10 protein-coding genes are annotated in these 13,533 nt (G+C 49.3%); 3 read left to right on the top strand and 7 right to left on the bottom strand.

The annotated features are described in order from the left end of the window. The first annotated feature begins 1 nt into the window (after position 1). The 3 genes from VFS25_RS21930 (at position 2) to VFS25_RS21920 (ending at position 3,181) form a co-directional block, all read left to right on the top strand. A complete protein-coding gene (locus VFS25_RS21930; protein WP_326464322.1) occupies positions 2 to 1,123 on the top strand; it encodes a sensor histidine kinase in 1,122 nt (373 codons plus the stop codon). Between the two features lie 40 nt (positions 1,124 to 1,163). Next, complete coding sequence (locus tag VFS25_RS21925; RefSeq protein ID WP_326464321.1) at positions 1,164 to 1,889, top strand: LytTR family DNA-binding domain-containing protein; 726 nt, start codon at positions 1,164 to 1,166, stop codon at positions 1,887 to 1,889. A gap of 116 nt (positions 1,890 to 2,005) precedes the next feature. After that, positions 2,006 to 3,181 carry a lanthionine synthetase C family protein gene (locus VFS25_RS21920; RefSeq protein WP_326464320.1) on the top strand — a complete coding sequence of 392 codons (1,176 nt, stop codon included), beginning with the start codon at positions 2,006 to 2,008 and terminating at the stop codon, positions 3,179 to 3,181. Between the two features lie 74 nt (positions 3,182 to 3,255). Here VFS25_RS21920 and nagB read toward each other — a convergent pair whose 3' ends face one another. The 7 genes from nagB to VFS25_RS21885 all read right to left on the bottom strand — a co-directional run bounded on the left by nagB (position 3,256) and on the right by VFS25_RS21885 (position 13,359). Beyond that, positions 3,256 to 5,181: a glucosamine-6-phosphate deaminase gene (gene nagB / locus VFS25_RS21915; protein ID WP_326464319.1), complete on the bottom strand. Its 1,926-nt coding sequence runs from the start codon at positions 5,179 to 5,181 to the stop codon at positions 3,256 to 3,258. Positions 5,182 to 5,332: 151 nt separating this feature from the next. Further along, positions 5,333 to 7,642, bottom strand: a complete 2,310-nt coding sequence (locus tag VFS25_RS21910; RefSeq protein ID WP_326464318.1) for a family 20 glycosylhydrolase — start codon at positions 7,640 to 7,642, stop codon at positions 5,333 to 5,335. A gap of 71 nt (positions 7,643 to 7,713) precedes the next feature. Continuing rightward, entirely contained in the window at positions 7,714 to 8,487 is a 774-nt protein-coding gene (locus VFS25_RS21905; RefSeq protein ID WP_326464317.1) for an endonuclease/exonuclease/phosphatase family protein, read from the bottom strand. Positions 8,488 to 8,801: 314 nt separating this feature from the next. Further along, positions 8,802 to 9,563 (bottom strand): copper homeostasis protein CutC, encoded by a 762-nt coding sequence (locus VFS25_RS21900; RefSeq protein WP_326464316.1) that lies wholly within the window; start codon positions 9,561 to 9,563, stop codon positions 8,802 to 8,804. A 118-nt stretch (positions 9,564 to 9,681) separates the two neighbouring features. Beyond that, a complete protein-coding gene (locus VFS25_RS21895) occupies positions 9,682 to 10,728 on the bottom strand; it encodes a N(4)-(beta-N-acetylglucosaminyl)-L-asparaginase (protein ID WP_326464315.1) in 1,047 nt (348 codons plus the stop codon). Between the two features lie 68 nt (positions 10,729 to 10,796). Beyond that, positions 10,797 to 11,762: an ROK family protein gene (locus VFS25_RS21890; protein WP_326464314.1), complete on the bottom strand. Its 966-nt coding sequence runs from the start codon at positions 11,760 to 11,762 to the stop codon at positions 10,797 to 10,799. Continuing rightward, positions 11,734 to 13,359 carry an MFS transporter gene (locus tag VFS25_RS21885; RefSeq protein ID WP_326464313.1) on the bottom strand — a complete coding sequence of 542 codons (1,626 nt, stop codon included), beginning with the start codon at positions 13,357 to 13,359 and terminating at the stop codon, positions 11,734 to 11,736. The genes VFS25_RS21890 and VFS25_RS21885 overlap by 29 nt, the downstream gene beginning before the upstream one ends. Positions 13,360 to 13,533: the final 174 nt, after the last annotated feature.

The following is a 13,533-nucleotide window of genomic DNA, read 5'->3' as shown; positions in this document are numbered from 1 at the left end:
CATGAACATGCCCTATCTGAACGTTTTGAAAAATAAGAAGTTTATATTCTACCATATATTGGCCTGGCTGATATATATACTTTTTGCCGCTATTAACCAGCTGGCGTTGGGAAGAATGGCGGCGTTCAACCTGCCCGACCTCATTGTAACCTATTTGCCCAGCATATACGTGTTTTATGGCAGCACCTTTATCCTGTTCCGCTTCTTTTCCCGTAAAAACAAAGGGCTGTTCATCCTCTCGGAGGTATTGTTTTTCATCTCGTACGTGTTCTTTTCCTACTTTGTATATTATATAATAGGCCCGCTCGTACGCGATCCCAGCGAGCCTCATGTGCCGTTTAAGCTGGGCAACTTCCTGCTGTCGGGCATGTGGCTGTTTTTTATTTACTCTTATTTCTCTATCGGTTATTATTTTGCCCGCCGCACCATTCAGCGTGAAAAAGAGCTGCGAGTTATTGAGCGTGAAAAGCTGCAGGCCGACCAGGGTAAGCTGGAAGCAGAATATGCTTTTTTGCGTGCGCAGATCAACCCGCATTTTTTGCACAACACCCTCAACTTTTTTTATGCCAAATCATTGGGTTATTCCAAAGAACTGTCAGAAGGCATTCTTACCTTATGCGAGATCATGCGTTACTCCCTTAGCAGCGGGGAAGATGAGCAGGGTACGGTATTACTGAGCAAAGAGGTGGAGCACCTGCAAAATGTAATGAACATAAACCAGCTGCGGTTCAGCAACCGGCTGCAGATAGATTTTACCGTTACAGGTGATTCCGGCCACCTGCGCATTGTACCGCTGGTGCTGATTACGCTGGTGGAAAATGCCTTTAAGCACGGCGACCTTGTGAATAAGGAAAACCCGCTGGTAATAAAGCTGCTGGCGGACATGGAAAAGCAATACATTTATTTCAGCATTCATAATAAAAAGAAGAAAGGTCCCAAGGAACTATCGCACGGAATAGGTATGGATAACATCCGGAAAAGACTGGCTGCTTCCTACACCACACATTTTTCCCTGGATATAACCGACGAGCCGGAATTTTATACCGTAGTGTTAACCATAGACCTGGCTGCTGTAAAAGGTAACCAGCTAGTTACAACGTTAGCCGCCGCAGCTGTTCATTAGTAAAAGTGGAAAGTTCATTTAACAAGGAAAACCCTAAATTATGATCAACTGTTTAGTAGTAGATGATGAGCAACATGCAATTGATGTAATACTGCATTACATTAAACAAACGCCTTTTCTGAAACTGGTAAAAGCCACCACTAACCCTATTGAGGCATTACAGATAGTGAACATGGAGAAGATAGACCTGGTGTTCCTGGACGTACAGATGCCCGAAATATCCGGGCTGGATTTTGCCAAGGCCATACAGGGTAAAGCCAAGGTGATACTCACCACTGCTTACAGCGAGTTTGCAGCAGAGGGCTTTGACCTGGAAGTAGTGGATTACCTGCTGAAGCCCATTTCCCTGCCCCGGTTTTTAAAAGCCGTGCAGCGCGTTATAAACACCATTACCTCCACCGTGTCCTTTGCCCAGCAGGCAGAAAGCATTGAGGATGATTATATATTCGTAAAAACGGAGCTGAAGGGCAAAATGCTCAAGATCAACCTCCGGGATATTGACTATATAGAAGGCATGAAAAACTATGTAGCTATCAGCCATGGCGGCACTAAAACCATGGTGCTGCTGAATATGAAAGACCTGGAGGAGCGCCTGCCCAAAAAACACTTCCTGCGGGTGCATAAGTCCTACATTGTAGCGGTGAGCAAAATAGTAGCGGTAGAGGGCAACATTATAAGGCTGAAGAACCAGCGCGTTGAAATACTGCTGGGCGAAACCTACAGAAGCGCTTTCCATGAAATTATGAAACATAAGCTCATGGGGTAGCGGGAGATTACCGGAATTAAAGTTGTTTTGATACCTCGAAAATACCTTTTGGTGTAGCAGATTATGGCGGCGCGGCCTGTGGGGCTAAATTTGTTTCAATAATTATATGGGATGAAATGCAACAAATAGTTCACAGACAACTGGATAAACTCAATGCCCTCCTGGAAGCCCGGGCCAGCAGTAACGACACCTTTCTCCGGGGTAAGCTGGGCCTCATTTTTTACTACTATCACCTGTACAAGGTAACAGAACAGCCTGAAATAAAACACAGAACAGAAGAAATGCTGGAGCAGGTGCTGGCTAACATATCTTCAGCAGTGCCCGGCCTGGCAGGTGCTGCGCTTAGTACCGGCGGTGCAGGCTTTGCCTATACCGTAGATTTTATGCAGCGGGAGAGCTTCCTGAAATTTGAGGTAGACAATGAATTTGAAGAGCTGGACAAATACCTGTTCAATACGGCTGCTGCCCTGATCGCAGAAGACAATATCGATTACCTGCATGGCGCGCTGGGTGTAACACACTATTTTGCCAGCCGTGAAAACGCCACACCTCTTATCAGCGGTTACCTGGATGAGCTGGTAGTGAAAATATGCGCGCGTGCCGTGCAGGAAGAAGCCGGCTGCTGGTTCCGTAACTCCCTGATGAAATCCGGTAAAAAACGGACTATTAACCTCAGTCTTTCCCACGGTTTATGCGGGGTGCTGCTGGTGCTCATCAATGCCTATGAAAAATCTTCCCATAAAGCGCTGATACTGGAAACAGTGCGCGCCGGCGTTCGCTTTGTGCTCAAGCATAAAATGGATGTTGATTTCTCACGCAATGAATACACTTTTTTTCCTTTTGTGCTCACGCAGGATGCACGGGAAATATCTGCTCCAAACCGTATGGGCTGGTGTTATGGAGATCTGAACCAGGTATTGCTGTTTTACCGTGCCGGCCGTTTGCTGGACGATGATAACCTGCGTTGCCTGGCCGACCTGATTGGCACACAGAGCATGATGCGGCGCGACAGGCAATCCACCATGGTTACAGAAGCACATTTTTGCCATGGCACCGCAGGACTGGCCCAGTTTTGCAAAACACTGTACCTGGAAAGCGGTGCTGAAGTTTACCGCGAGGCGTATGAGCACTGGATAGAGCGATCTGTTATTTTACTGGACGATGAGCTGAACAATGGCGCCTATAATGGCCGGGAGCATGAGTTTATGGAAGGACTGCTGGGTATTGCCTTTGTGCTGCTGTCATACGTTTCCTCCATAGAGCTGGAGTGGAGCAAAGCATTTTTACTATGAACATTCGGGGCTTAAAAACAAATAACACCTCCGTATTTACGAAGGTGTTATTTGTTTTTACAGTTATTTAATGCTTACATAAAATGATACCGTACAAACGCTTCCATGGCCGCATACTTCTGTAATCCAAGCTTGTCATACAGCTCTGCGGTGGCGGCGTTGCGGTCTTCTGCCCTTTGCCAGAACTCGCGCAGGTCAGTACCCTGGAAGGGCACTACGTCTTTCTGGCTCTGGTGAATGAATATGCCCAGGCGTTTCTGCACTACCTGGTCGGGGCTCATGGGCACCGCCATTTCAATTTCATGGATCTCCCATTCCTGCCATGCGCCCTTGTACAGCCATACCCAGCAATCTTTCATAAATTCTTCGTGTTTCAGGCGGTTCAGCGCTTCAAACACAATGTCAAGGCATACCTTGTGGGTGCCATGCGGATCGGCCAGGTCGCCGGCGCAGTAAATCTGGTGCGGTTTTATCTGGCGTATCAGGTCAACGGTGAGTTGTATGTCCTCTTCGCCCATTGGCTTCTTTTCCACCAAACCGGTTTCATAGAACGGCAGGTTCTGGAAGTGTACATTCTCTTCCTTAATGCCTACATAGCGGCAGGTGGCTTTTGCTTCACAGCGGCGTATGAGCCCTTTAATGGCGCGGATCTCCGGCGTATCTTTCTGGCTGGGTTTTTTGATCTTCAGGAAGGCTTTGGCCTCATCCAGTATCTGCGAGCTTTTGCTTCTGTCAATATCAAACATGCCTTCAAAACCAACGGCAAAGTCAATAAAGCGCAGCACAAATTCGTCGGTCACGGCAATGTTGCCGGAGGTTTGGTAGGCTACATGCACATCATGCCCCTGCTCATGCAGGCGAATGAAAGTGCCGCCCATGGAAATAATGTCATCGTCCGGGTGGGGAGAGAAGATGAGCACACGCTTCTTCAGCGGTTCGGAACGTTCGGGATGATTGGGCATTTGTGCGCCGGGTTTGCCGCCGGGCCAGCCGGTGATGGTATCGCGGATGCCGTTGAATTCTTCGATGTTCAGCTCATAGGCCGAGCCGTATTGCACAATCAGGTCGTTCAGGCCGTTCTCGTTGTAATCTTTATCGGTGAGCATCAATATCGGCTTATTCAGCTTCATGGCCAGGCCGGTTACTGCTTTGCGGCGCAAACCGGGTGTCCATTCACAATCGCCGGTAAGCCAGGGCTCTTTAAAGCGGGTCAGTTCCTGGGCTGCCTGCTCATCTATCACAAATTTGGTGTTGGGATGCTGTTGCAGCAGGGAGGCTGGCACCTGGTCGGAGTAATGCCCTTCCACCGCGCGGCGCACGATCCTGGCTTTGTGGGAGCCCCAGGCCATCAGCAATACGCGTTTGGCCTTCATGATAGTGCCTATGCCCATGGTAATGGCCAGGCGCGGCACCTGGCTCATGTTCGGGAACTCAAAGCCGTTAGCCAGGCGGGTGCTGTTGTCAAGCGTTACCAGGCGGGTATGGGAGCTAACTGCGGCGCCGGGTTCGTTAAAACCTATATGGCCGTTGTTGCCAATGCCCAGTATCTGCAGGTCTATACCGCCGGCAGACTCTATTTTGCGTTCATATTCTTCACAGTAGGCTTTCATTTTTTCCTTGGGCAGCGTGCCGTCCGGTACAAAATAATTGCCTTCCGGTATATCAATGTGGTTAAACAGCTGCTCTTTCATGAACCGGTTATAGCTCTGCAGCGCATCCGGCTCAATGGGATAGTACTCGTCCAGGTTAAAGGTTACTACGTTTTTAAAGCTCAGGCCTTCCTCTTTGTGCAGGCGTACCAGCTCTGCATACAGGTACTTGGGCGTAGAGCCGGTAGCCAGGCCCAGTACACATGTTTCTTTGGCTGCCTGTTTGGCTTTAATAAGTGCTGCAATTTCCTGTGCTACTGCATGGGAGCCTTCTTTAGCTGTGGGATAAATATCCACGGCTATCTGTTCAAAACTGTCAATCAGTTCGATCTCCTGGTGATTAAGCGTCATGGTAAGTGATGTTTTGGATTAGAGGCGTTGAAAAAACGAGCCGGAAAATTAGTCAAAATTGTACTAATATGCTAACTTTTTAGCGGTTGTTTAGCATCTGCACATTGCACATTCGCATATTTGCACATTAAGGCACCTCCACACCCGCACATTAATTTATTATTATTTCATCTACAAACAGCCAGGCTTTGCTGCCTGCGCCTTCTGCGCCAGCCGGTATGGTGCCTGTATTCCGGGCTACCAGCTTTACATAACGGCCCCTTACATCTTTTAGCAGCGCCCTTACATGATTAATACCCACGGTGTTAAAAGCGGTTTGTTTGTACACTTCCTTAAAATGCCGCCCATCGTCCGATACCAGGAAGGTAAGCTGTTTAGGCGGGTAAATGCCGGGGCCCTTGGAGTTGAGGATGTTGGTGCCAACGGAATGAATGTCCTGCACGCTGTCCAGGTCCACCGTGGCCTCCATATTATTACCGCTGTAGCCAAACCACTGGTTATCATTATACTCCTTTACTCCCTCAATGCCATTTACCAGTCCAAACGGGCTGCCGGGGTTATAATTGGGGTTGGGCGGCTGTGCCAGTGTTACCTTTTTGGCCAGCGCCTTATGGAATATAAAAGGCTGCGTATATTCATTGCCGTAAGGTTTGCCGTCCTTAAACACCAGCGCGCGGATGGTTGCTGCCTTGCTGATTATTACAGGGCCGGTGTAGGGCGTAGCCTGCGGGGTAGGGGCGCTGCTGTCGGTGGTGTAAAATATTTTGCCGCCATCCAGCTTGCTGTCCAGCCTTACGGCTACGCCGGTGGCAGTGCTGTCTACCAGTCCGCGTATTTCAAATACGTGTTTGGCGTAGTTCACCTTCTTTATGTCCAGGCGGCGCAGGTGCTGCTTCAGCCTTTCCACAAAATCATCGTAGTTGCGTTTCTCTTTGGGGCTCCATAATACCTCTGCCATGGCGGTAGCGCGGGGATATACCATGTACTCTACGTGTTCGGGGTTCAGGATATATTCCGTCCATACATTGGCTTGTGCACCTTTAATGTATTTGGCTTCACCGGCATCCAGGCCTGCGGGAACAGGCTCGTAGCTGTATACCATGCTTACCGGCAGATAGCCGCCAATGGCCACTGGCTCATTTTTTCCCTTAGATTGATAGCGGTCAAAATAGCAGTATTTGCCCGGCGTCATAATAACATCATGATGCTGTTTGGCTGCTGCAATGCCGCCTTCTTCCCCGCGCCAGCTCATCACGGTGGCATCCGGGGCCAGGCCGCCTTCCAGTATTTCGTCCCACCCGATAATGCGGCGTCCTTTGCTGTTCAGGTATTTTTCCATGCGCTGTATAAAGTAGCTCTGCAGGGCATGGGCATCCTTCAGTCCTTCTGCCTTCATGCGGCGCTGGCATTTGGGGCAATGCTCCCACCGGGTTTTGGGTGCTTCGTCGCCGCCAATGTGGATGTATTTGCTTGGGAACAGCGCCATTACTTCATCCAGCACATCCTGCAGGAACAGGAAGGTGCTGTCGTTGCCGGCGCAGTAAATATCTTCATATACGCCCCATTTGGTGCCTACTTCATAAGGCCCGCCGGTACAGCCCAGGTAAGGGTAGGCCGTTAGCGCAGCCAGGGAGTGGCCCGGCATTTCTATTTCAGGTATTATAGTTACATGGCGTGCGGCCGCATAGGCTACTATGTCTTTCACTTCATCCTGGGTGTAGTAGCCGCCGTAAGGCTTGCCGTCAAATTTCTGATCGTTGTAATGCCCTACCATGGACTCTTTGCGTTTGGAGGCCACTTCCTGCAGGCGGGGATATTTTTTGATCTCAATGCGCCAGCCCTGGTCTTCGGTAAGATGCCAGTGAAAAGAGTTGAACTTATGCATGGCCAGGAGATCAATATATTTCTTAACAAAATCCGGTGGGAAGAAGTGCCGGCCTACATCCAGGTGCAGCCCGCGGTAGCTGAAGCGGGGGTAGTCGGTGATGTTTGTGCCCGGGATCCATAAGGTATTGCCTTTTTCAACCGGCAGCAGCTGTATAAGCGTTTGTATGCCGTAAAAGGTGCCGGCGCCGTCGTTGCCGTTAATGTCAACGCGGTCTTTGGCTACTTTCAGGCTGTAGCCTTCTGCATGTGCGCTGCTGTCTGTGGCGGTATGCAGCACAATGGCGTTTTTATCGCCCTGTTCTGCAATGTTCAGCTCATAGCCGGTCAGCTCTTTCAGCCAGGTATTGAACAGCGCTGCAGACGCTTTATCGGCCGGGGTGGTGGCTACCAGCACGGTTTGTTTGTCCAGCAGAAAAGAATCAGGTGTTTCCTGTACGCTTACCGGCATGGGTATGATGCTTACCTTGCCTTTGGGCGCTTGCTGTTGGTTACTCCTGCAGGCGGTCGTACCTGCCAGGGCCAATACTATTACATAGGGTAACAGGGCCCGCATGCGGTTCATTGTTCTGTTCATGGTGATTGTTGTCAGCCAGTTGATGGGTGGTATAAAAGACGGTTCCTAAGATACAACTTTCGTTATAACGGTTATTCTTTTATTTCAAGCTCGGCTACTACCGGCCGGTGGTCGGATGCTACGGTTTCCTGTACTACGCTGGCAGCGGTTACATTAAACCGGTGTTTGGGATATAGCAGTATATAATCCAGCTTTACGGTAGGCGTATCTGAGGGGTAGGTAAGGCCTGCTCCCTGGGTAGCATCGGCGAACAGCTGTTTCAGAATACCGGTTTCTTTTGCAGTGGGTGCGGCGTTCAGGTCGCCGGCCAGTATTACGGGTATTTTAGTGTTGCTGAAATGCTGCGCCAGGGCAGTGGCCTGGCTAATGCGGTCTTCGGGCTCATTGCCGGCATCCAGGTGAGTGCATACAAATTGCAGCAGGCTGTCGCCGCCGGGCAGCTGCAGGGTAACAATGCCTGCTATGCGGGGCTCCCGGTCCCTGCTACCTGGCAGGGCTATACGTTCTTTGGCAGTAATAGGCAGGCGGGAAAGAATGGCTGTACCATAAGCGCCGCCATCAAAATCCATGGCTTTGGCAAAATAAGTGTACATACCGGTAAGAGCGGCCAGCTCTTTCAGCTGATCTGCGCCGTGGGCGCGGGAGGTAGCGCTGTCTACCTCCTGCAGGGCTACCAGGTCGGCATTGGTGGCCAGTATTACATTGGCTATGCCCTGCAGGTCTACCGTGTCATGCATGTTCTGGCCGTGGTGGATGTTGTAGGTAAGCACTTTCAGGTTTTGCGCGGGCAGCAGCAACGGCCAGCCGCAGTACAGAAATGCCAGGAAGATCAGGTAATTTTTCATAGTTGTATAACTGATAAGGGAATTAATAATTAATGATTAATAATTAATAATTGAAAGAAGCGGAAGCAGTAATTAGTGTGTACATTTTAAGGCATTTGTATTACGCCCGGCATCAAACTTTCAAATCTCCATTTCCAATCCGATCACAATCCTGGTCCCTAATCTTTACTTCACTTCAATTTTCAATCCAATTTCAATCCCAATCCTCCATTTTCAATCCTTACTACGTACTTCAATCTGATCACCCCTTTCATTTCCAATCCCGATCTCTGTTACTTAAATATTTATTATTAACTATTAATTATTCATTCAAATTACAACATTTCTGTATAAGCCTTTTCTGCAGCTGCCTTAATCTGTGCTACTTCTGCTGCCTGCGTAAGGGAAATGCCATATTCCGGTACGCCAGGAATACCGCCCATGCTTACATTGGGGTTGCGGTACTGCATACCGCTTTCCACGTATGCTTTGGCAGTGGTATGGTATTCTGTTGCACCGGTTTCTTTTACCAGCGCAGCAATGTTGTGCGACCGCACCCCCGATCCAACCATAATGGCTATACGCCCCTGCGACGCCTGCACCAGTGTTTTCAGCAGGGGGGCGCCCTCCACTGCCGTATTGCGCTGCCCGGAGGTAAGTATGCGTTCACAGCCAATATCAATAATATCTTCCAGTGCCTGCAGCGGATCGGCGGTCATATCAAAAGCGCGGTGAAAGGTAACGCCCATGGGCCAGGCCAGGTCAACCAGCTTTTTACATCTTTCCTTATCCACGCGGCCGGCGGGCGTAAGTATGCCAATCACCACCCCGTCGCAGCCCAGCTGCCTGCACGCGGCAATATCGCGTTGCATTACCTCAAATTCCAGCGCATCGTATAAAAAATCGCCGCCACGGGGGCGTATAATAGGGTAAAGCGCTATCTGCACTTTTTCACGCGCTACCGCAATGGTAGCATAGCTGGGCGTAGTACCACCTTCCAGCAGGTTGTCGCACAGCTCTATGCGCTGGGCACCCCCTTCCTGGGCTGCTATGCAGGAGCCCACAGCACCTGCGCAGATCTCTAAGGTAATGTTCACTTTTATAATTAATAATTAAGAAATAATAATTTATAATTAAGAATGAATAATTAAAGGCCCCGCATTTCAAGCACCCGCTTCCTTCGCTTATTATTAATTCTTCATTCTTAATTATTAATTAAAAGTAGTGTTTCCCTTTCAACAGCTCATTCCTGGTATCACTGGTACATACGGCATAGGTAAAGCCTTCCTGCAGGCAGTAAGCGCCGTATTCTCCTTTTGTATTGAGGGCCAGGAAGCCTACCTGTATTTCTTTGGCCTTTTGCGGGCTTCTTTTTACAATGCGGGTTACCGCTTCTTTACAGGCGGCTTCGGGGCTGTAGCCCTGCCGCATCAGCTCTACTACCAGGTGACTGCCAACAATACGTATCACTTCTTCGCCCACACCGGTAGAGGTAGCGCCGCCTACTTCATTATCTACATACAGGCCGGCGCCAATAATGGGAGAGTCGCCTACACGGCCTCTCATTTTAAAGGCCATACCGCTGGTAGTGCAGGCGCCGGACAGGTTGCCCTGCGCATCCATAGCCAGCATGCCAATGGTATCATGGTTATACACATTACCGGGCAGCTGCAGCGGATTAAACGCCGTAGTGCCGTTGCCGTTATAGCTCTTGTTCTCTATATTAATCTGCGGTTTATATTCAGATTTTTTCAGCCACTCCTTCCATGCCTTTTCAGACTCGGGTGTTAACAGGTTCTCTTTTTTAAAGCCATTGGCCAGCGCAAACTGCAGGGCGCCTTCGCCCACCAGCATTACATGCGGTGTTTTTTCCATTACGGCGCGGGCCACTGAAATAGGATGCACAATATGCTCAATAGCTGCTACGGCGCCGCAGTTTCCGTGTTCGTCCATAATGCAGGAGTCCAGCGTTACATGGCCGTCGCGGTCGGGATAGCCGCCATAACCCACCGTGGTTATTTTCGGGTCGCCTTCCGGCACCTGTACGCCGGTTTCCACGGCATCCAGCGCGCGGCCGCCTTTTTTCAGTATTTCCCAGGCAGCTTTGTTAGAGGGAATGCCAAAGTCCCAGGTAGAGATTACAATGGGTTTTCCCTTTACCGCCCTGGCGGTAGCATTGGCGGGTGCTGCATTAACCCCATCTAAAGAGAAAGCAGCGGCGCTAAGGGCCGCTGCTTTTAAAAAGTTTCTACGATCTTGCATAATACAAAGATGATACGGAATGAAAGATACGTTTTTTAGTTGATAACGTATAACTGTCTTTCAATATATCAGTCTTTCATTTCCCAGGCCAGTGCGCTGGCGCCCAGGATGGCGGCATCGCTTTCCTTCAGTTCCGAAAATATCAGCTTCACTTTATTCTGGAAAATGGGCAACAGGTTCAGTTCCATATGTTCACGTACCGGTTTCATTATCAGGTCGCCGGCTTTGGTGAGGCCGCCGAATAATATAATGGCTTCCGGGCTGCTGAACATTACAAAGTTGGCCAGCGCCTCACCCAGTATTTTACCGGTAAATTCGTATACTTCACGTGCAAGGGGATCGCCAGCCATAGCCGCTTCAAACACGGTTTTGGAATTGATGTCCTCCTTGGGCAGATCCCGCAGCGAGCTTTTGGTGTCCGGGCGGTTAGCCAGGAATTCCAGTGCGGTATTGGTAACACCGGTAGCAGAAGCATAAGCTTCCAGTGAGCCGTGCGCGCCTGTACCGGGGTGGTAACGGCCGCCGGGTATCACAATACAGTGGCCCAGCTCTCCGGCAAAGCCATCGTGACCATATATCAGCTGGCCGTTGGCAACAATGCCGCTGCCTACGCCGGTTCCCAGGGTAATTACAATAAAATCTTTCATGCTGCGCGCAGCGCCGTACATCAGTTCTCCCAGCGCCGCTGCATTGGCGTCATTGGTTAATACGGTAGGCAGGCCAAATTTTTCGCTCAGCAATTTAGCCAGTGGTATAATGCCCTTCCAGCGAAGGTTGGGTGCATACTCGATATTACCCGTATAATAGTTACCGTTAGGTGCGCCTACGCCGATGCCACGGATATTTTCAATGCCGCCTGCCTGGTTTATCAGTGCAGACAGGTGTTCATGCAGCTCGTCCAGGAAACCAGCTACATCTTCGTGCTGGTTGGTTAACATGCGGCCATCGCACAGAATATTTCCTCTGCGGTCTACAATGCCGAATTTGGTGTTGGTGCCACCAATATCAATGCCCACTACTAATTGCTGACTCATAATCGATTCCCTGAGATTTTAAAATGGTTTTAACTCTAAATGCAAAGAAGGCCAGGTATGCAAAGCATAAAGCTGGTATAATATAAGAGGCATGAATGCCCAGTGAGGTATCTGCCAAACCGCCCTGTACCGGGGGAATAAGGGAACCGCCCAATATCATCATTACCAGGAAAGAAGATGCCTGGCTGGTGTATTTGCCCAATCCGGCAATGGAAAGAGCGAAGATGGATGGCCACATTACGGAGCAGAATAAGCCGCCGCTTACAAATGCAAACGTAGCTACGTAACCGGTGGTTGATAAACCTACTGCCATTGCGGCAACGCCTAACAGGCCAAATATCATTAAGGTCTTGGCCGGCTTTTCCTGGCCTGCAAAGAAGCCGATGATCTGTATAACTATTACGCCAGCATAGGGGTACAGCGCGCTTACATCATTACCCTTCCAGGCATTGGCGCCTAAGATTACGCCGTATGCAATGAATGGAACAATAATAAACAGCAGCTTGCGGGTAGCTTTTGAAACGTTGAACACCGTAATGGCGCCGGTCCAGCGGCCAATCATTAAGCTGCCCCAGAACAGAGAAATGTAAGGGTCGATCTGTGACTCCGCCAAACCGTTCGGTGTTAAAAACCCGGGATGTTTCAGCAAGGCGCCCATGTTGCTGGCAACAGATACTTCCACACCTACATACACGAATATGGCAATCATGCCCAGCACCAACTGCGGGTACTTCATAGCGCCCCAGCCGTCGCCGTTTTTCTGGGAGGCTGTTTTAGCGTAAAAAAGAATACCCAGGATGCCAATGATACCGGCAATAAAAAAAGGCAATGCGTTTTGTAATGCAATGCCTATTAAGATCAGCACAAACATGGCGGTAACACCAACCAGCGCGCCGCTGGCCTTACCGGATTTCTCAAAATGCTCATCGTCCGTTGCCTTGGGCATTTTGGCAAATGCAAAAATACCGGCTGCTACCAGGAACAACGCAATCAGCAATATGTACAGCGTGTTGATTTTGCTGATGTCTGTTTGCGCAACATCGCCGCCCTGTGCGCTGCCGAACAGCAGCATGCTTACAATAATAGGACCGATGGTGGTGCCGAACGAGTTAATGCCGCCGGCCAGATTCAAACGGTGGGTACCCTTTGAAGGATCGCCCAGTAAAATGGCAAACGGGTTGGCGGCAGTTTGCTGCAGCGAAAAGCCCAGCGCCACAATAAAAAAGGCGCCCAATATCAGGTAAAAGGCGCCGGACTTATTGGCCATGCCATTACCGATATTTACCGCACCTATCAGCGCAGCCGCGCCAACAACGGATATGAGCAAACCGTAAATGATCCCTTTCTGATAACCGATCTTGTTGAGAATATCAACACCGCGGATCGCAGAAAAAAGATAGAGCAATAAGGAACCGATGAAGTACGCGCCGTAAAAGGCAAAGTCGATCAGCTGTGACTCAAGCTGTGTTAGATCAAAATGCGCTTTACAAAACGGGATAAAAATACTGTTGGATGCCGCCACAAACCCCCAGAAGAAAAAAACGAGAACGAGCACGGGAAAGGAGGGATGTGTGCCTTGCTTTGATTGTTCAGCCATAAACGTGTTTAATTACCAAGGTTTATTACCGGATAAATGTATAAATTATTTTTTAAGATTTTCTAAAATAGAAATAAATTCTTGAAATTTTATATTATGCAAAAACGTTTTAGCGAGTAAATTATAGAAAATTATCTAAAATTAACAGAAATTGAAAAAAGGTAAAAAATCACC

This window comes from Chitinophaga sp. (genome assembly GCF_035761305.1).
GTDB lineage: Bacteria > Bacteroidota > Bacteroidia > Chitinophagales > Chitinophagaceae > Chitinophaga.
This window is presented reverse-complemented; position numbering and strand designations above follow the sequence as displayed.